At 71.6% G+C, this 17,749-nt stretch carries 18 protein-coding genes; 12 read left to right on the top strand and 6 right to left on the bottom strand.

The annotated features are described in order from the left end of the window. The first annotated feature begins 30 nt into the window (after nt 1-30). From QNO07_RS04860 to QNO07_RS04850, 3 genes are all read left to right on the top strand, one after another. Nucleotides 31-1,002 carry an ABC transporter substrate-binding protein gene (locus tag QNO07_RS04860; protein ID WP_283990239.1) on the top strand — a complete coding sequence of 324 codons (972 nt, stop codon included), beginning with the start codon at nt 31-33 and terminating at the stop codon, nt 1,000-1,002. A 181-nt stretch (nt 1,003-1,183) separates the two neighbouring features. Next, complete coding sequence (locus QNO07_RS04855; protein ID WP_283990238.1) at nt 1,184-2,281, top strand: DNA alkylation repair protein; 1,098 nt, start codon at nt 1,184-1,186, stop codon at nt 2,279-2,281. A gap of 354 nt (nt 2,282-2,635) precedes the next feature. Beyond that, entirely contained in the window at nt 2,636-3,601 is a 966-nt protein-coding gene (locus tag QNO07_RS04850; protein ID WP_283990237.1) for a glycine betaine ABC transporter substrate-binding protein, read from the top strand. A gap of 63 nt (nt 3,602-3,664) precedes the next feature. On the opposite strand, the gene rocD is transcribed toward QNO07_RS04850, so the two are convergent. Continuing rightward, the gene (rocD, locus tag QNO07_RS04845) at nt 3,665-4,867 is read right to left on the bottom strand and encodes an ornithine--oxo-acid transaminase (protein ID WP_283990235.1); all 1,203 of its coding nucleotides are present in this window, start codon (nt 4,865-4,867) and stop codon (nt 3,665-3,667) included. A 414-nt stretch (nt 4,868-5,281) separates the two neighbouring features. Between rocD and trpS the strand changes: the two genes are divergently transcribed. The 3 genes from trpS to QNO07_RS04830 all read left to right on the top strand — a co-directional run bounded on the left by trpS (nt 5,282) and on the right by QNO07_RS04830 (nt 8,059). Next, entirely contained in the window at nt 5,282-6,295 is a 1,014-nt protein-coding gene (gene trpS / locus QNO07_RS04840) for a tryptophan--tRNA ligase (protein ID WP_283990234.1), read from the top strand. A gap of 65 nt (nt 6,296-6,360) precedes the next feature. Further along, nucleotides 6,361-6,957: a 2'-5' RNA ligase family protein gene (locus QNO07_RS04835; protein WP_283990233.1), complete on the top strand. Its 597-nt coding sequence runs from the start codon at nt 6,361-6,363 to the stop codon at nt 6,955-6,957. A 130-nt stretch (nt 6,958-7,087) separates the two neighbouring features. Then, entirely contained in the window at nt 7,088-8,059 is a 972-nt protein-coding gene (locus tag QNO07_RS04830) for a YihY/virulence factor BrkB family protein (RefSeq protein WP_283990232.1), read from the top strand. On the opposite strand, the gene QNO07_RS04825 is transcribed toward QNO07_RS04830, so the two are convergent. After that, nucleotides 8,013-9,284, bottom strand: a complete 1,272-nt coding sequence (locus tag QNO07_RS04825) for a D-alanyl-D-alanine carboxypeptidase family protein (RefSeq protein WP_283990231.1) — start codon at nt 9,282-9,284, stop codon at nt 8,013-8,015. The genes QNO07_RS04830 and QNO07_RS04825 overlap by 47 nt on opposite strands. Nucleotides 9,285-9,487: 203 nt before the next feature. Beyond that, the gene (locus tag QNO07_RS04820) at nt 9,488-11,053 is read right to left on the bottom strand and encodes an ABC transporter substrate-binding protein (RefSeq protein WP_283990230.1); all 1,566 of its coding nucleotides are present in this window, start codon (nt 11,051-11,053) and stop codon (nt 9,488-9,490) included. 405 nt (nt 11,054-11,458) lie between these two features. Here QNO07_RS04820 and QNO07_RS04815 point away from each other — a divergent pair, with 405 nt between their 5' ends. After that, a complete protein-coding gene (locus tag QNO07_RS04815; RefSeq protein WP_283990229.1) occupies nt 11,459-12,328 on the top strand; it encodes an endonuclease I family protein in 870 nt (289 codons plus the stop codon). A 105-nt stretch (nt 12,329-12,433) separates the two neighbouring features. Here QNO07_RS04815 and QNO07_RS04810 read toward each other — a convergent pair whose 3' ends face one another. Further along, nucleotides 12,434-12,604, bottom strand: coding sequence for a hydrophobic protein (locus QNO07_RS04810; protein WP_283990228.1), 171 nt, complete (start codon nt 12,602-12,604; stop codon nt 12,434-12,436). 425 nt (nt 12,605-13,029) lie between these two features. Continuing rightward, entirely contained in the window at nt 13,030-13,203 is a 174-nt protein-coding gene (locus QNO07_RS04805; protein ID WP_283990227.1) for a CsbD family protein, read from the bottom strand. A 396-nt stretch (nt 13,204-13,599) separates the two neighbouring features. Here QNO07_RS04805 and QNO07_RS04800 point away from each other — a divergent pair, with 396 nt between their 5' ends. The 5 genes from QNO07_RS04800 to QNO07_RS04780 all read left to right on the top strand — a co-directional run bounded on the left by QNO07_RS04800 (nt 13,600) and on the right by QNO07_RS04780 (nt 17,536). Next, nucleotides 13,600-13,989: an STAS domain-containing protein gene (locus QNO07_RS04800; protein ID WP_283990226.1), complete on the top strand. Its 390-nt coding sequence runs from the start codon at nt 13,600-13,602 to the stop codon at nt 13,987-13,989. Between the two features lie 110 nt (nt 13,990-14,099). Further along, entirely contained in the window at nt 14,100-15,092 is a 993-nt protein-coding gene (ppk2, locus tag QNO07_RS04795) for a polyphosphate kinase 2 (protein ID WP_283990225.1), read from the top strand. Nucleotides 15,093-15,411: 319 nt separating this feature from the next. Beyond that, nucleotides 15,412-16,269, top strand: a complete 858-nt coding sequence (locus tag QNO07_RS04790) for an SCO4651 family lipoprotein (protein ID WP_283990224.1) — start codon at nt 15,412-15,414, stop codon at nt 16,267-16,269. 104 nt (nt 16,270-16,373) lie between these two features. Beyond that, complete coding sequence (locus QNO07_RS04785; RefSeq protein WP_283990223.1) at nt 16,374-16,883, top strand: RNA polymerase sigma factor; 510 nt, start codon at nt 16,374-16,376, stop codon at nt 16,881-16,883. Further along, nucleotides 16,880-17,536 (top strand): hypothetical protein, encoded by a 657-nt coding sequence (locus tag QNO07_RS04780; protein ID WP_283990222.1) that lies wholly within the window; start codon nt 16,880-16,882, stop codon nt 17,534-17,536. Before QNO07_RS04785 ends, QNO07_RS04780 begins: the two co-directional genes overlap by 4 nt. Here QNO07_RS04780 and QNO07_RS04775 read toward each other — a convergent pair. Further along, complete coding sequence (locus tag QNO07_RS04775; RefSeq protein ID WP_283990221.1) at nt 17,526-17,723, bottom strand: hypothetical protein; 198 nt, start codon at nt 17,721-17,723, stop codon at nt 17,526-17,528. The two genes, QNO07_RS04780 and QNO07_RS04775, sit on opposite strands and share 11 nt — an antisense overlap. Between the last annotated feature and the right edge of the window lie 26 nt (nt 17,724-17,749).

Below are 17,749 nucleotides of genomic sequence, written 5' to 3'. Positions count from 1 at the left end.
TCCTCCTCACAGAAAAGAGCACCAGCTCTCATGCACAGCAAGCGGATACGTACCTCCCTCGTCGCCGGCGCCGGTGTGCTCGGCATGGTGGCGCTCAGCGCCTGCGGCGCTGCCGAGACCGGCGGAACCAGCAGCGGCGGCGAGGGCGGGGTCAAGAAGGTCACGCTCGCCGTCCCCTCCTGGGTGGGCGCGCAGGCGAACGTCGCCGTCGCGGCGAAGCTGCTGGAGGACGAGCTCGACATCACCGTCACCCAGCAGCAGATGGACGAGCCGGTCGCGTTCGACGCACTGAACAGCGGCAAGGCGCACGCCATCATGGAGGACTGGGGCGGCGTGCCCAAGAAGGAGAAGCTGTACGTCGAGGACAAGAAGACCGTCGTCAAGGGCGGCGACCTCGGTGTCGAGGGCCACATCGGCTGGTTCGTGCCGAAGTACTACGCGGACGAGAACCCCGAGGTCCTGGACTACAAGAACCTCAACAAGCTCGCGAAGGACTTCAAGACGTCCGAGTCCGGCGACAAGGGCCAGTTCATCGGTGCCGCGCCCTCGTACACCTCCTACGACGAGCAGCTCATCAAGAACCACAAGCTGGACTACAAGATCCTGCCCACCGGCAGCGAGGCGGCCCAGCTGAAGGAGATCTCGCGCCTGTACAAGGCGAAGGAGCCCTTCCTCACCTACTGGTGGGAGCCGCAGTGGATGAACGCCGACATCGACATGGTCGAGGTCAAGCTGCCGGACTACGAGCCCGGGTGCAACGACCCCGCCGAGAAGACCGAGTGCGGCTACGAGACCCTGATGCTGCAGAAGTACCTCAACGCAGACTTCGCGAAGAACGGCGGTGACGCCGCCGAGTTCCTCAAGAACTTCGAGTGGACCACCGAGGACCAGAACGAGGTCGCCAAGATGATCGCCGGCGAGGACATGGACCCGGCGGACGCCGCGGCCAAGTGGATCGAGGCGAACGAGGACACCTGGAAGAAGTGGCTGCCCGCCTCCTGAGCAGCACACCTGAGCGGCGCTGCCAGCGGCACTGACCGGCCACAGGCCCGGAACGCACCCGCGTTCCGGGCCTGCCGCATGCGGCGCCGGTCGCCGGAGCGGGTTGTCAGCGGCGTCGGGCAGACTGCCGGGAGCGGCAGCCGACCGGCGGCGGCCCGTACGGCGGAGGTGAGGCGCGGGCATGCCCACGGCGGACGAACTGCTCGGAACGGCGGAGGTGGAACGCCTGCGGGCCGCTCTGGCCGAGGCGTCCGGCGCGGAGCTGCCCGCGCTGCGGCAGGCCGCCGCAGCCCTGCACGGCCTGGGGCTGGGCGACCGCGCCCGTGCCCTGCGCGACGCGCTGCTCACCGACCTGCCGGCCGACTACCCCGCGCTCGACGCCGTGGTCCGCCGGGCGCTGAAGGACCCGGAGTTCGGCGGCTGGCTGGTCTGGCCGCTGTCCGAGGCCGTCGCCGACCGCGCCACGGCGCCCCCGCGGCAGCACCTCGGCGCCGGACTGCGGCTGACGGCCGAGCTGACCGGGCGGCTCACCTGCGAGTACGCCCTGCGCACCTTCCTCACCGCGGACCTGCACACCACCCTGGCCGCGGCCCGGGAGTGGACCACCCACCCCGACGAGCACGTGCGGCGGCTCGCGAGCGAGGGCACCCGGCCGCTGCTGCCGTGGGCGCGCCGGGTCCCCGGCCTCCAGCAGCGGCCCGAGCTGGTGCTGCCGCTGCTCGACGCCCTCCACCGGGACCCGTCGGAATACGTGCGCCGGTCCGTCGCCAACCACCTCAACGACATCAGCCGCGCGCACCCGGAGCTGGCCGTCGCCACCGCCGCGCGCTGGCTGGAGCACCCCGACCCGCACACGCCGAAGGTCGTCCGGCACGCCCTGCGCACCCTGGTGAAGCGCGGCGACGCGGCGGCGCTGGCACTGCTGGGCTTCGTGCCGGCGGCCGGTCTGCGGGTCACCGGGCCGGTGCTGGGCGCCCGGTCCGTCGCGGTGGGGGAGATGCTGCCGTTCACCGTCACGGTGGCCAACGACGGCGACCGCGAGGTACGGCTCGCCGTCGACTACGTGGTGCACCACCGCAAGGCCGACGGCAGTTCGTCGGAGAAGGTCTTCAAGCTCACCACCCGCACACTCGCGGCGGGCGCCGAACTGGTGCTGGAACGCCGCCACTCCTTCCGGCCGATCACCACCCGCCGCTACCACCCGGGCGAGCACGCGATGGAGGTGCAGATCAACGGGAGCCGGTCCGGCCTGACCACCTTTCAGCTGCACGTCGGCTGAGTACCGGCCGACCGCCTTCCGGCTGCCGGCCGTGCTGTCCGTGTGCCCGCCCGGGCCGTCAAGTGGGCCGGGGCGCGGGGGAGTCAGGGCCGCGTCGGCGGGTCGGCCGTCCGACCAGCCGGACGGCGCGGGCCGCTCGGTGGACGGGCAGTCACCTGATCACCACCCTGTGCCGCACATGCCCCGCACACGTGCTCCGGTGTGGCCTAGAGCACACCACCGGAGCATGCCTTTGCAGGGGTTCTGCGGCTCTTTGTCCGTCGTAGTGCCCTGTTATGGTCTGGGTATTTCCGCTTTCCCCCTTCCCGCTTCCGGGCGCCCCACGGGCCCGTTCAGGTCGAAGAAGACACGCCCATGCTTGGTATACGCGCCGATCGGCAGTCCGTCCGCAGGTCCCTCACGGCCGGTGCCGGAGCGTTCGCGCTGCTGGTGCTGAGTTCCTGCGGGTCCGACTCCGCGGCGAAGAGCGAACCCGTCGCCCTCGTCTCCCCGCTGTGGGCGGGAGGCCAGGCGAACGTGGCGGTGGCCAAGTACATCCTGGAGAAGGAACTCGGCTACGAGGTCACCGTCGAGGAGATGGAGGAGGCGGACGGCTGGAAGGCCCTGGGTGAGGGCAAGGCCGACGCCATCCTGGAGGACTGGGACCTTCCCGAGCAGTACGCCAAGTACGTCGAGAAGGAGAAGACGGTCGTGCCCGGCGGCCAGCTCGGCGTCACCGGCCGCATCGGCTGGTTCGTGCCGCGCTACCTGGCGGACCAGGACCGCGAGGTCACCCGCTGGGAGAACATCAACAAGTACGCCGACATGTTCGGCACCCAGGGCAGCGGCGGTCAGGGTGTGCTGTACCAGGGCGACCCCTCGTACAAGTCCCACGACGAGGCGCTGATCAAGAACCTGGACCTCAACCTCACCCTGGAGTACCTCGGTTCCGAGGACGCCCAGCTGGAGCGGATCCGCAAGCAGGCCGAGACCGAGAAGCCCTTCCTCACCTACTGGTGGACGCCGCACTGGGTGGAGGCCGAGGTGGAGCTGGCCGAGGTGCGGCTGCCCGAGTACTACGCCGGGTGCGACGCCCAGGAGGAGAAGGTCGAGTGCGGTTACCCGCAGACCGACCTGCAGAAGTACCTCAACGCCGACTTCGCCCAGGACGGCGGCAAGGCCGCGGAGTTCCTCAAGAACTTCGAGTGGGGCGAGGACGAGCAGAACAAGGTCGCCAAGATGATCGCCGGCGACGGCATGTCCCCCGAGGGCGCGGCCGAGCGCTGGGCCAAGGAGAACGAGGGCATCTGGAAGAAGTGGCTCTGGGGCCTGGAGTCCTGAGCCGCCCTCCCGGGACGGCACATCGGGGCGCACGCCGGTCGGCGTGCGCCCCGCGTGTTCAGCTCACTCCCCGAGTACCGCGCGCAGCCGGTCCAGACCCCAGTCCAGGTCCTCCTTGCTGATCACCAGCGGCGGCGCGATCCGGATCGTCGACCCGTGGGTGTCCTTCACCAGCACCCGCTCGGCCATCAGCCGCTCGGAGATCTCCCGCCCGGTGCCGCGCGCCGGGTCGATGTCCACACCCGCCCACAGGCCCCGCCCGCGCACCTCGCGGACCGCGCCGCCCACCAGCAGGCCCAGCTCGTGGTGCAGGTGCTCGCCCAGCTCAGAGGCCCGCTGCTGGTACTCGCCGGTCCGCAGCATCGCCACCACCTCCAGCGCCACCGCGCAGGCCAGCGGGTTGCCGCCGAACGTGGACCCGTGCTCGCCGGGCCGGAAGACGCCCAGCACCTCGTCGGAGGAGACGACCGCCGACACCGGGACGACACCTCCGCCCAGCGCCTTGCCCAGCACGTACATGTCCGGCACGACGTCCTCGTGCTCGCAGGCGAAGGTGCGGCCGGTCCGACCCAGGCCGGACTGGATCTCGTCGGCGACGAACAGCACGTTGCGCGACCGGGTCAGCTCCCGCACGCCCGCCAGGTAGCCGGGCGGCGGCACCAGCACCCCCGCCTCGCCCTGGACGGGCTCCAGCAGCACCGCCACCGTGGTGTCGCCCACGGCCGCCTCCAGGGCGGCCAGGTCGCCGTAGGGCACGATGTCGAAGCCGGGCGTGTAGGGCCCGTAGTCGGCGCGCGCCTCCTCGTCGGTGGAGAAACTGACGATGGTCGTGGTGCGGCCGTGGAAGTTGTTCGCCGCGACCACGATCCGCGCCTGCCCGTCCGGCACGCCCTTGACCCGGTAACCCCACTTTCGGGCCGTCTTCACGGCCGTCTCCACGGCCTCCGCGCCGGTGTTCATCGGCAGCACCGCGTCCATGCCGCACAGCGCGGCCAGCTCCGTGCAGAAGGCCGCGAACCGGTCGTGGTGGAAGGCCCGGGAGGTGAGCGTGACCCGGTCCAGCTGCGCCTTGGCGGCGGCGATCAGCCGCGGGTGGCCGTGGCCGAAGTTCAGCGCCGAGTAGCCGGCCAGCATGTCCAGGTGGCGGCGCCCCTCGACGTCCGTCATCCAGGCGCCCTCGGCGGACGCCACCACGACGGGGAGCGGATGGTAGTTGTGCGCGCTGTGCGCCTCCGCGGCGGCGATCAACTCAGCTGAAGTGGACATCGCTGGGCTCCGTTCATGGGGTCGATCCGGACAGGCGGTGCCTCTTTCTATCGTCCGCCACCGGGCGGCGGGCGAAACTCTGCGGAGCCGACCGTCCTGAGTCGGGTGAACTGTGGCCGTGCGGGCCTCCCGGCGCGGTTCTTCCGGCCGAACGGCCCGCACGCCGGAACCCGCGCCCGGCGCACAGGGCCGGGCGCGGGGCCGGCGCGGAGTCCGCGCGGTCGCGCGCAGTGCTCCGCCCGCGTGCTCCGGGCGGGGGTGTTTCGCGACACAGCACCGAACCGGTGACCGCATTTGTGCCTCTTCGTCGTAGCTGGTCCTGCCAGGTCGGACGCCGTGGCGCCGCCGGCGCACCGGCCCGTGCGGTGCGGCCCGGCGGCCCGGAAGGGCGCGGCATTCTGCCAGAATGGCCGCATGGCCAACGATCGCCCCCGCGTGCTCTCCGGAATCCAGCCGACCTCGGGTTCCTTCCACCTCGGCAACTACCTCGGCGCTGTGCGCCAGTGGGTGGCCCTCCAGGAGAGCCACGACGCCTTCTACGCGGTGGTCGACCTGCACGCCATCACCGTCCCGCAGGACCCGGCCGAGCTGCGCGCGGCCACCCGTCTGTCCGCCGCCCAGCTGCTCGCCGCCGGGCTGGACCCCGAGCGCTGCACGCTCTTCGTGCAGAGCCACGTGCCCGAGCACGCGCAGCTGGGCTGGGTGATGAACTGCCTCACCGGCTTCGGTGAGGCGTCGCGGATGACGCAGTTCAAGGACAAGTCAGCCAAGCAGGGCTCCGAGGGCACCACCGTCGGCCTGTTCACGTACCCGATCCTGCAGATCGCCGACATCCTGCTCTACCACGCCGAGCAGGTGCCGGTCGGTGAGGACCAGCGGCAGCACATCGAGATCACCCGGGACGTCGCCGAGCGCTTCAACAGCCGGTACGGCAAGACCTTCACCCTGCCGCAGGCGTACATCCTGAAGGAGACGGCGAAGATCTACGACCTCCAGGACCCGTCGATCAAGATGAGCAAGTCCGCCTCGTCCGTGAAGGGCCTGGTGAACCTGCTGGACGAGCCCAAGGTCACCGCCAAGAAGATCAAGAGCGCGGTCACCGACACCGAGAGCGAGGTCCGCTACGACGCCGTGCACAAGCCCGGCGTGAGCAACCTCCTCACCATCCACTCGACTCTCACCGGCACCTCGGTCGCGGAGCTGGAGCAGCGCTTCGAGGGCAAGGGCTACGGCGCGCTGAAGACCGAGCTCGCCGAGGTCGTCACCGACTGGATCACCCCCTTCCGGGCCCGCACCCAGGAGTACCTGGACGACCCGGAGACGCTGGACTCACTCCTGGCCAAGGGTGCGGAGAAGGCGCGCACAGTGGCCGCCGAGACCCTCGCCCAGGCGTACGACAAGGTGGGCTTCCTGCCCGCGAAGCACTGAACGGCGGCCGACCGCCGCTGACCGCCCGTCCACCGCGACGGGCCCGGCCAGGAAAGGAGACCCACGTGGGGACCGTCACGCTCGGTGTATCGATCTCGGTCCCGGAGCCCTACGGCAGCCTGCTCCAGGAGCAGCGCGCCGGCTTCGGCGACACCGCGGCCCACGGCATCCCCACGCACGTCACCCTGCTGCCGCCCACCGAGGTCGACACCGCCGCGCTGCCCGCCGTGGAGGAGCACCTGGCCGCGGTCGCCGCGGCCGGGCGGGCCTTCCCGATGCGGCTGTCCGGCACGGACACCTTCCGCCCGCTGTCGCCGGTGGTCTTCGTCCAGGTGGTGGAGGGCGGCGCGGCCTGCGGCTGGCTCCAGGAGCGGGTGCGCGACGCGCAGGGCCCGCTCGCCCGCGAGCTGCACTTCCCGTACCACCCGCACGTCACGGTCGCGCACGGCATCGACGAGGCGGCGATGGACACCGCCTACACGGAGCTGGCGGACTTCGAGGCGGTGTGGCTCACCACCGGCTTCGCGCTCTACGAGCAGGGCGGGGACGGCGTGTGGCGGCTCCAGCGGGAGTTCCGCTTCGGCGGCCTGCCCGGCTGCGCCTCCCGCACCGGCCTGCCCCAGCAGTCCCACACGTCCCGCCCGCCCGCGCCCGCCCCCTGACGCCCGCCGCACGGACGTGCGGACGGCCCCGGACCCAGCGGTACGGCGAACACGCGTGCCCGGCGCTCCCGTGCGGGGTTCCGGCCTGTCGGGGGCGGTGGGCGGCGGCTGAGCGGGTAGAAACGGGCCCATGGAGTGGTTGATCCGGCAGCCCGTCATCGGCCCGCTGCTCGTCCGCCTGATGCGTACGCACCTGTGGCGCGCCTACGAGCGGCTGGAGGAGACGCACTGGGCCCGGCTGGCCGCCGCGATCACCTTCATCAGCTTCCTGTCGGTGTTCCCGATGCTGGCGCTGGGCGCCGCGGTCGCCGCCGCGTTCCTGTCGGACCAGCAGATCGAGGACGGCCAGGAGTGGTTGAGCGACCAGGTGCCGGGCATCTCCGACCAGATCGGCCTCCAGACGTTCGTCGACAACGCCGGCACGGTCGGGCTGATCGCCGGTGTGCTGCTGCTGTTCACCGGCCTGAACTGGGTGCGGTCGCTGCGTGAGTGCCTGCGCGAGGTGTGGAAGCTGCCGGACGACAAGCCGAACCTGGTCGTCGGCAGGCTGAAGGACCTGGGCGTGCTGCTCGGCCTGGGCGCCGTGGGCGTGCTGTCGCTGGCCGGCTCGACGTTCGCGGTCGGCGCGGTGGAGTGGACGGCCGACCGGCTGGGCATCGAGCACGCCGGCCCGGTGGGCTGGCTGATGCGGCTGCTGCCGATCGCCGCCGCGTTGCTGGTGGACTTCCTGCTGCTGGGCTACGTGCTCACCCGGGTGCCCGGCGTCACGCCCGGCCGCCGCACCCTGGTGGAGGCGGCGGTGATGGGCGCGGTCGGCTTCGAGCTGCTGAAGCTGCTGCTCGGCGGCTACCTCACGGGGGTGGCCGGCAAGAGCATGTACGGCGCCTTCGGCGTGCCGATCGCCCTGCTGCTGTGGATCAACTTCATGTCCAGGCTGCTGCTGTTCTGCGCCGCGTGGTCGGCCACCGAGCACCGCGACGACCCCTCCGACCCGGACGCCGGGCCGGGCGCCGGAACGGCCGGCAGCAACGCCGGCCCGGCGGCGCGGGCGGACGTCAGGGACGGTCCCGCCGGGGACGGGAAGACGGTGTCCGCCGGGTGACCGCCGCCGGGGTCGGCCACTGCCGCCGCACCAGCAGGCCCACCGCCCCCAGGACGACGAGGAACGCGCCGGCCAGCCCCAGGGCGGTGCCGACGCCGCCGGACTCCCGGGGCCCGGAGGCGAGGTTCTGCTCGGCCGGTCCCGGCGGCGCCCCCGACCCCTGCCGGGCGTCCCCGTCCCGCCCGTCCTTGCGGGCGTCCCGGGCCCGCGCCTCCCGGACGTCGGCCGGCGCCACCAGCTCACCCACCGGATCGACCCGGCCGGAGGCGGCGAACCCCCAGTCCAGCAGCTTGGCCGCCTCCTTGTAGACCTGGTTGCGGCCCTCGTCCTTGTCCGGGTGCAGGACCGTCACCAGCAGCGTGCGCTCGCCGCGTTCGGCCACTCCGGTGAAGGTGAACCCGGCGTTGCTGGTGTAGCCGTTCTTCACCCCGGCGAGGCCCTCGTAGGGCTCCAGCCCCCAGTCGCCGGTCAGCAGCCGGTTGGTGCTCTGGATCTGGAAGTGCTTGCGCTTCTTCTCCGTGCCGCCGCCGGGGAACTCCGCGCGCACGGTGGCCGCGTAGGCGCGGAAGTCGGGCTTCTGCATGCCGGACCGGGCGATGAGCGTCAGGTCGTACGCCGAACTGGTCTGGCCGTCGGCGTCGTAGCCGTCAGGGCTGACCACCCGGGTGTCGTCGGCGCCCAGGGCGTGCGCGTGCTCGTTCATCTGCCGCACGGTCTCGGCCATACCGCCGTTCATCGCGGCCAGCACGTGCACCGCGTCGTTGCCGGAACTGAGGAAGACGCCGTTCCACAGGTCGTGCACCCGGTAGGAGTAGTCCTCCTTCACCCCCACCGCGCTGCTGCCCGGGCCCATGCCGGCGAGGTCCTCCGGAAGCACCAGCCGGTGGGCCTGCTTGTCGAACTTCGGCAGCAGCGTGTCGGCGAACAGCATCTTCATCGTGGACGCGGGCGGCAGCCGCCAGTGCGCGTTGCGGGCGGCCAGCACGTCGCCGCTCTCCGCGTCGGCCACGATCCAGGCGCGGGCCGTCACGCCCTTGGGCAGCTTCGGCGCGTCCTGGCCGGCGAGGGGCCGCATCTGCGTGCCGGGCCGTCCGAGCAGTTCACCGCCGACGGTGGACATCTGCCGCGGCGGCTCGGGCTTCTCCGGGTCCGCCGCGCGGGCGCGGTCGGCGTGGGCCGGGAGCGCCCCGGCCAGCAGTGCGGGCACCAGGACCGCGAAGGTCACCGCCGGGCGGGCGATGAAAGAAGCGACAGTATGAAGATTCTTCGGCACACTCGGAACGTACCGCTTTCCGCCCGGAACGGGCAGCGGCGGACGCCTTCAGAGTGACGGACCGCATCCATGTGGGGGATGTTCTCGGCCACTCGGACCTGCGGTACTCACCGCCTCGCAGCGGCCACTCCGCCCCGGACCGTCGGCCTGCGGCGTCACAGCCACTCCAGCTTCCACAGCCGCCACATGCCGCTGTTGTCCGACAGGTACTGGGTACCGGCCACTTCGGGATTGCTGAGCACGTAGTCCTTCTTCTGCCACAGGGGCAGGATCGGCACGTCCCGGGCGACCTCCACATGGATCGTCCGGAACTCCTCCATCATGCGGCTGCGGCTCTGGCTGCGCTGGGTCGCCCGGATCAGCCCGTCCACCCGCTTGCTGCGGTAGCCGTTGTGCAGCGAGTTGTTGCTGCCGACCAGGGCCGCGGTGTACGTGTCGGGGTCCGGGTAGTCCGGCACCCAGCCCAGCACGTACGCGTCGAACTCGCCTGCGGCGAAGCCCCGCAGGAAGTCCTCCCAGTCGTACTTCGTCGCGGTCACCTCGAACAGCCCCGAGTCCTCCAACTGCCGCTTGAGTTCGCGTGCCTCCTCGTCGGTGACCGACCCCCGGCTGTACGCCAGCTGGAACCGCACCGGCGTGCTGATGCCCGCCTGGGCGAGCAGCGCCACGGCCGCCGCCCGGTCCGGCTCGGGGTGCGCGTCGAAGAACGGCGTGCCGTGACCCGTCATGCCCTGCGGGATGAGGGAGTACAGCGGCTCCACGGTGTTCTGGTGCACCTGCCGGCTGAGCCGCTGCCGGTCCACCAGCGCCGCGATGGCCTGCCGCACGGCCACCGGCCCGGTGGCCGAGCCCTCCCGGGTGTTGAACACGGTGACGCGGATGTCGGCACCGGCCTGCTCGGTCACCTCCACCGCCGGATCGGAGGCGTCGAGGTCGGCCAGCACCGACGGGGGCATCTGCCCGTTGTTGACGTGCACCTCGCCCTTGTCCCAGGCCGTCGCCAGCGCCTCCGAGGTGGCGAACCAGCGGATCGTGACCGGGCTGGCCGGCTTGCCCATCGCACCCTGGTAACCGGTGTTGGGGACCAGCCGGGCCAGCTCGCCCTTGCGGTACTCGGCCAGCACGAACGGTCCCGAACCGTCGACCTGGTCACCGGCGCGGATCCGGTCCTCGTCGTACCGCTCGCGGTCGACGATGGCCGCGGCCCCGCCCGCCAGCTTCAGCGGGAGTGTCGCGTCGGCGGACTTCAGCCGGAACTCCACCGTGTTCCCCTCGGCCCTGACCTCGCGCACCGCCTCGAACAGCGGCGACGGCCCCTGGTCGTGGCCGATGCCGAGGATGCGCTCGAAGGAGAACCGGACGTCCTGCGCGGTCAGCTCCCGCCCGCTGCTGAAGGTGAGCCCCTCCCGCAGCGTGCAGCGGTACGTGGTCAGGCCGCCGCCGACGAAGTCGCAGGACTCGGCCGCGTCCGGTACCGGCGTCGCCGAGCCGGGCTGGAAGGTCAGCAGCGACTGGTAGACGTTGCTGAACAGCGCCCAGGACGCGGCGTCGTAGGCACCGGCGGGGTCCAGCGACGTCACCTCGCCGGTGGTGCCGACCACGATGGGCCGGTCCGCGTCGCCGCCTCCGTGCAGCAGCCGCCAACCGCCCGCGGCGGCGAGGAGCAGCACGACGCAGAGCACGGCTATCCGAAGGGTCAGTCCGGTCTGCTTGCCCCGCACCTCACCACTCCCATCCTTACAGGGAACTGTGATGGTGATCACCCAACCACAGCCCGGCGGGCGGCGCACCACACCGGGACCAATTCGCGGGCGAGGCCGCCTCCTTCGGCGCTCGGATCGTCCAGGCCGGGTCGCCCGGCCGGGGTGTCACAATGCCCGATTCGCCCCGCTGTGCCACCGACTCCCGGACGCGCAGGCGAACTTCGGGCTCCACCGAGCCGTCACCGAACCGGCGCCCGGCGTTCACGCCGCCCCGGACCCGCCCGTGCCACGCTCGCCCTGTCCGCACCACCACGACCAGCGCCGCGCGTCGTTCGACCACCGCGCGCCACCCGACCCCGTCACCACCGCACCGCGCCCGCGGGCCCGTTGCCGCACCCGCATCACGGGAGAGGACAACCCCACATGCCCGTCCCTCGTACCCCCCGCTGGAAACCCCTCGCCTGCGCGGCGGCCGGGCTGCTGCTCACCGGCCTCGCCGGCCTGGCCACCCAGGGGCCCGCCGCCGCTGCCCCTGAGCCTGCGGGCACGCTGCCGGAACGTTCCGCCGCCACCACCACCGCCCCTCGGGACGCCGCCACGGCCGCGCTCGACGCCTCGTACTACCAGGACGCGGTCGGCAAGACCGGCGACGCACTCCGCAGCGCCCTGCACGCCATCGTCAGCGACCAGCGCACCCTGTCCTACGCCCAGGTGTGGGACGCGCTGAAGGCGACCGACGAGGACCCGGCGGACCCCGCCAACGTGGTGCTGCTCTACACCGGCCGGTCCCAGAGCAAGCAGGCCCACGGGGGCAGCACCGGCGACTGGAACCGGGAGCACGTCTGGCCGCAGTCGCGCGGCGGATTCGGTACCGCCGCCGGGCCCGGCACGGACCTGCACCACCTGCGGCCTGCGGACGTGACCGTCAACGGCATCCGCGGCAACAAGGACTTCGACCTGGGCGGCAGCCCGGTGGCCGGCGCGGCGGGCAATCTCACCGACGCGGACTCCTTCGAACCGCGGGACGCGGTGAAGGGCGACGTGGCCCGCATGGTCTTCTACATGGCGGTGCGCTACGAGGGGGGCGACGGGTTCGCCGACCTGGAGGTCAACGACCGGGTGGACAACGGGTCGGCTCCGCTGACGGGCCGCCTGTCGGTGCTCAGGCAGTGGCATGCGGCGGACCCGCCGGACGCCTTCGAGAAGCGCCGCAACGACGTCATCCACGACGACTACCAGCAGAACCGCAACCCCTTCGTCGACCACCCGGAGTGGGTCGCCCACATCTGGTGACCGCTGGTTCTCCGGGGCGCCTGCTGCCGGGTGTCCGGGCACGGAAAGGGGCCGGTGAGCGTTTTCCGCTCACCGGCCCCGGAATTCCGTCAACCGTGCTTCTGATTACCAGCGGTACCAACGACCGCGCTTGCCGCCGCTCGCTGCCGGGCGCACCACAAAGCCCAGGAGCCAGATGACCAGGACCGCGATAGCGACCCACCACAGCAGCTCGACGGCGAATCCCGCACCGAAGAGGATCAGGGCCAGCAGAAGAACGATGAGCAGGGGAACCATAGTTATTACCTCCGAGCTGTCGTGTGCCCCGACTCCTTGGAGTCATGCGCACGACATTTCATGGATTCTTCTTTTGGAAAGTGGACAACAGGAGGGGTGATCGAACGGGGGTCGTGCACGGTCCCAGGTGATCACCCCGGCCCTCACCGGGGAGGCGGACCGAGGAGTCCGCCGTACTCGCCGACCTCGTTTCCCCGTCGGCAGGACCCAGGGAGCGAGTGGCGGGCATGTACATGTCAGATATGCGGGCCAGGCATGCGCCCACCGACTCCGGGGCCGGGGGCGCGTTCGGTGCGGTGTTCTGTTGAGAGCCGAGGCGGCTCGACGGGCGGCGCGGGGCCGCCCGTCGAGCCCCTCGATGCTTCGGTCAGTGTTTCCGGCTGCCGCCCACTGGCGGTGCGCGGAAGGTCACTGCGCGCGGAAGCTCAGTTCTTGAAGATGTCCTTGCCCTTTTCCTTGGCCTGGCGGGCATCTCCCTTGGTCTGCTCCGCTCGGCCCTCGGCCTCCATCTGCTCATTACCCAGAGCGCGGCCGGTGGTCTCCTTGACCTTGCCCTTGGCCTGCTCGAGCTTGGACTTGCTCTTTTCATCGCCAGACACGGGGTTCAGCTCCTTGCGCAATCGAGGCTGCGGACATCGATACGGGTGACCGGGATCCGGTTCGATAAACATGATTCTTTCGGCGCGGATTCCCCGCAGCGCACGAGCCCCTGTCCGTCCCGGTCGGTAACGCCCCCGCCGAGTGTGACCGCCGGTGCCCGAGGAGGTGCCGTGCGTCACCGTCGGTGGCGCCGGGTCGCCCCGCACCCGCACGCGCGGGTATGCGGAAGGAAAAGTTTGGGCAATCGCCGGATCGGAAGTTTGGGTTGGGCTGATCGTGGGACTCCATGTACCGGCAGGTCGGAGGGGTACTCCGTCGTGCGTGCTGCCGGACGGGTGATCAACGCGACTCCTGAGTGAGTCCAGCGCCCGCAGGATTCATGGAAAGGTTGCCGTATGACAACTTTTCACGAGCAGGTCGATTCGAGCGAGCCCATCCCGGCCTCCAGCTACCGGCGAGGCGGGGCCACGGTCATCGTGCTGGCCGGTGAAGTGGACGTCGAGACCGAGCCGCAGGCGAGACTCGCCCTCGACGCCGCGGTGAGGGAGGGGAGACGGGTGGTCTTCGACCTCTCCGCCGTCACCTTTGCCGACTCCAGCATCCTCAACCTGCTGCTCGCCGCCCGCAACCGGTGCGAGCTGGTGCTCGCCGGCCCGCTGCACTCGCAGGTGCTGCGGCTGTTCGAGGTGACCGGCGTCTCGGACGTCTTCACCGTGGCCGACGGTGTCGACACCGCCCTGACCTGCCCCGCCGAGGGCCCGTCGGACCGCGTCGCCCGCCCCTGAGCGGTACGCCCTCCGACCGGTCCGCGTTCTGAGACCATCGAGGAGGTGCCCGCCGCGAGCGTGTGCGGCGATCCCCGCCGGGCACCGCCCCATCCCGACGAGGAGGCCGAATGAGTGCCGACAGCCACGGCGGAAAGGGGCTGCTGCACGGCCTCACCGTGGACGACCGCAACCCCGAGCAGCCCACCCTTAGGGACGCCGACGGCAACACGCCGGACACCTGGCGGGAGAACCACCCCTACGACAGCAAGGTCAAGCGCAAGGAGTACGACCGGGTCAAGCGGGTGCTCCAGATCGAACTGCTGAAGCTCCAGCGCTGGGCCAAGGACACCGGCCAGCGCATCGTCGTGGTCTGCGAGGGCCGGGACGCCGCGGGCAAGGGCGGCACCATCCAGCGCTTCACCGAGCGCCTCAACCCCCGCGGTGCGCGGGTCGTCGCCCTGGAGAAGCCCACCGAGCGGGAGGCCGCGCAGTGGTACTTCCAGCGCTACGTGGCGCATCTGCCCGCGGCCGGTGAGATCGTCTTCTTCGACCGCTCCTGGTACAACCGGGCCGGCGTCGAGAAGGTCATGGGCTTCAGCACCTCCGAGCAGGTCTCCCTGTTCCTGCGCGAGGCGCCGCTGTTCGAGCGCATGCTCACCGACGACGGCATCCACCTCGTCAAGCTGTGGTTCTCCGTGTCCCGGTCCGAGCAGCGCACCCGGTTCGCGAAGCGCCAGGTGGACCCGGTGCGCCAGTGGAAGCTGTCGGACACCGACCTGGCCTCGCTGGACCTGTGGGACGCCTACACCGAAGCCAAGATCGACATGTTCCGGGCCACCGACACCGCGTACGCGCCCTGGACCGTCGTCAAGAACAACGACAAGAAGCGCGGTCGGCTGGAGGCCATGCGGCACGTGCTGTCGCGCTTCGAGTACGCGGCCAAGGACCCGGAGGCGGTCGGCAAACCCGACCCGCTGATCGTCGGCCCGGCCGACACCCTGCTGGAGCCGGGTGAGGAGACCAGCGACCTCTCCCCGACACCGCTGCTCACCGCCCGCGACGCCGCCCACGCCCCGCCCGCCGGGTCGCAGGGCCGCGACGGCCGGACCGGTCCGCGGTGAAGCTGCTGCTGCTCCTGGGCATCCTGACGGCCCTGCTCCTCACCCGCGTCCTGCTGCACCACTACGCCCGCTCGGTACGCAGGCGCCGCCAGGACGGCGCCGGCCGCCGCCGCTGAGCCGGCACCACCGCTCGCGTGCGCTCCCGCCGTGAGTCCGACGGGCGCATGCCGGGCACATCCGGGGGAACGCGCTCGTTCTACGCGTCAGACGCGCCCGCGCCCGCCCGGGCCGGTGCGCCAGAGCAGCGAGTGACCTGAGAACCCAAGGGGTGGATGCGGTGCGGCGTTCGGCACGAGGAATCCGGATCGGAACGGCGGTCGTGGCCGGCGTGGTCTCCTGCGCGCTGCTGGCCGGATGCGGCGGCGCCGCGGACGAGGGCGGCGAGGCCGAGGGAGGCCGGGAGGCCCCCGAGTCGTCGGCTCCCGGCGAGCAGGGCTCGAACCAGGCGGTGACGGCCGCCGACAAGAAGACGCGGGAGGCCGGGACGGCCGCGCTGGCGCTCACCGTCGAGATCGACATGGAGGGGCAGAAGCAGACCGTCGAGGGTGAGGGGGTCATCAACCTCCAGGACGGCACCAGCTCCATGAAGATCGGTGCCGACGGCCAGCAGATGGAGCAGCGGGTCGTCGACAAGGTGCTCTACCAGAAGCCGCCGGAGGGCCAGGACGCCGGACTGCCCGACGGCAGGAGCTGGATGAAGATCGACCTGGAGAAGCTCCAGAAGCAGAACGGCGACAGCGGCAACGTGGCGCCCAACCCGGCGGAGTCCCTGGACTACCTGAAGGCGCTGTCCGACCAGGGCGTCAAGGAACTCGGCACCGAGAAGGTGACGGGCGTCAACACCACGCACTACCGGGTCGAGGTCGACGTGCGCAGGCTTGCCGGCGGCGACGCTGGAGCCGAGCGCCAACTGACGCGCCAGCTGGGTGAGTCGGTGCCGATGGAGGTCTGGCTCGACGACGAGGGACGGCTTCGCCGTCAGCAGGTGGACGTGACGGTACCCGGCGCCGGCGGCGAGTCGGGCAAGGGCGGCAGCATCAGCACGGTGCTCGAACTGTCCGACTTCGGCACCGAGGTGGACGTCGAGGCGCCGCCCGCCGACGACACCGCCGACATGACCGACCGGGTCGCCGGCCAGAGCCCGCAGCACGAGGACCCGGCCGGCCCCGGCAACTGATCCCCGGCCCGCGCGGTCCGAGGTTTCGGGCGGTTTCCCGCCGCATTCCCTACGCGTCCACCTCGGGGGGTAAGGAACCGGCGGCGCCGGGACATACACAGCGTGTGGAAACCCAGCAGACGGCCAGGGACCGGGAGCGCGCCGCACGGTTCACCGTCGTGTACCGGCGCGAGCAGCCGCGGCTGCTCGCGTTCGTGCACCGCCGCACGGGCGAGCGCGGCACGGCGGAGGAGGTGACCGCCGAGACCTTCCGGATCGCCTGGGAGCACACCCTCGGCGGCGGCGAACTTTCGCCGGGCTGGTTGTTCGTGACCGCCCGCAACCTGCTGCGGAACCACCACCGGGCCGCCGCCCGGCTGGGCGAGTTGCACCGGCGGGTCGCCGACGAGCTGGGCCGCGCCCCGGCCGGCCCGGCCGACTCCGCGGTGCTCGACGCCCTGGAACGGCTGCCCGGGAGACACCGCGAGGTGCTGCTGCTGACCTACTGGGACGGTCTCGGCGCGGCGGAGGCGGGGGCGGTGCTCGGCTGCACGGCACCGGCCGTGTGGGTGCGGCTGCACCGCGCACGCAGGGCGTTCCGCGACCTCCACACCGCCCCCGAGGAGTCGGCATGAAGTCAGTGAGGACGTTGGTGGCAGGAGCGAATCCCGTTCCCCCCGTGCCGGACAGCCGCCTGTCGGCCGACGCGGCCGACCGGCTCGCGAAACTGGTCGGCCCGGGCCCGGCCGAGACCATGGCCGCAGAGCCGGCGTCACCGCCGCTGCGGCGCCGGTGGGGCGGGCCGGTGGTCGTCGTGGCCGCTGTGGCCGCGGCGGGACTGGTGGCGGTGGGCGTGCTGTTGCTCAACGGCGCCGACGGCGGAGGCGGCATCGTCGCCGACGAGCCGTACCACGCGACCACGGCCGATCTGGAGGAGTCCGCCGACCTGATCGTCACCGCCCGCCTCGGCCCGGGCCGGGCGGAGGGCACGGACGGAGCACGGCTCACGGTCGCCGACGCCGAGGTGCTGGCCGAGGCAAAGGGCCGGGCGCCCGCCGGCGGTCTGGAGGTCTCCTACACCACCCCCGGCAGCGGCCCCGAGACGGCGGACCTCAGGCCCGGTCGGCCGTACGTGTTCCTGCTGGAGCGCCAGCACGACGGCCGGTTCACCCTGGTCAACAGCGTGCAGGGCGCCTACGGCGTGGACGGCGGCCGGGCCGTGCCCGGCCCGGACAACCACGTTCGGCTGAGTGACGGCGTGCTCGCCGCCCTCGGCCTCACTCGCTGAGGACGGTGCCGTCCTCCCGCTTCCTGCGTGCCTGCACCACGCGGTGGACTGCGATGACCACCCAGGCGGCGGTGAACACCGCCGTGATCGCTTTCCACACGGGGTCGGTGTGCGACAGCGTGATGACGAGTCCACCCCCCACGAGGAAGAGGTCACCCCAGGTGTTGTCCATCCAGTGTGCGGCCACCCGAACTCCCCCTTCTCCGACGTCCC

This window comes from Streptomyces sp. 549 (assembly GCF_030124175.1).
Taxonomy (GTDB): domain Bacteria; phylum Actinomycetota; class Actinomycetes; order Streptomycetales; family Streptomycetaceae; genus Streptomyces.
The sequence above is the reverse complement of the archived record's forward strand: the minus strand, read 5'-3'. Positions and strand labels throughout refer to the sequence as shown.

Bases quoted from the DNA above. Each gene is read 5' to 3' on its own strand.
- QNO07_RS04850 (WP_283990237.1), top strand. From the start codon at position 2,636: ATGCTTGGTATACGCGCCGATCGGCAGTCCGTCCGCAGGTCCCTCACG.
- QNO07_RS04800 (WP_283990226.1), top strand. From the start codon at position 13,600: ATGACAACTTTTCACGAGCAGGTCGATTCGAGCGAGCCCATCCCGGCC.
- trpS (WP_283990234.1), top strand. From the start codon at position 5,282: ATGGCCAACGATCGCCCCCGCGTGCTCTCCGGAATCCAGCCGACCTCG.
- rocD (WP_283990235.1), bottom strand. From the start codon at position 4,867: ATGTCCACTTCAGCTGAGTTGATCGCCGCCGCGGAGGCGCACAGCGCG.
- QNO07_RS04860 (WP_283990239.1), top strand. From the start codon at position 31: ATGCACAGCAAGCGGATACGTACCTCCCTCGTCGCCGGCGCCGGTGTG.
- QNO07_RS04830 (WP_283990232.1), top strand. From the start codon at position 7,088: ATGGAGTGGTTGATCCGGCAGCCCGTCATCGGCCCGCTGCTCGTCCGC.
- QNO07_RS04855 (WP_283990238.1), top strand. From the start codon at position 1,184: ATGCCCACGGCGGACGAACTGCTCGGAACGGCGGAGGTGGAACGCCTG.
- QNO07_RS04815 (WP_283990229.1), top strand. From the start codon at position 11,459: ATGCCCGTCCCTCGTACCCCCCGCTGGAAACCCCTCGCCTGCGCGGCG.
- QNO07_RS04810 (WP_283990228.1), bottom strand. From the start codon at position 12,604: ATGGTTCCCCTGCTCATCGTTCTTCTGCTGGCCCTGATCCTCTTCGGT.
- ppk2 (WP_283990225.1), top strand. From the start codon at position 14,100: ATGAGTGCCGACAGCCACGGCGGAAAGGGGCTGCTGCACGGCCTCACC.
- QNO07_RS04780 (WP_283990222.1), top strand. From the start codon at position 16,880: ATGAAGTCAGTGAGGACGTTGGTGGCAGGAGCGAATCCCGTTCCCCCC.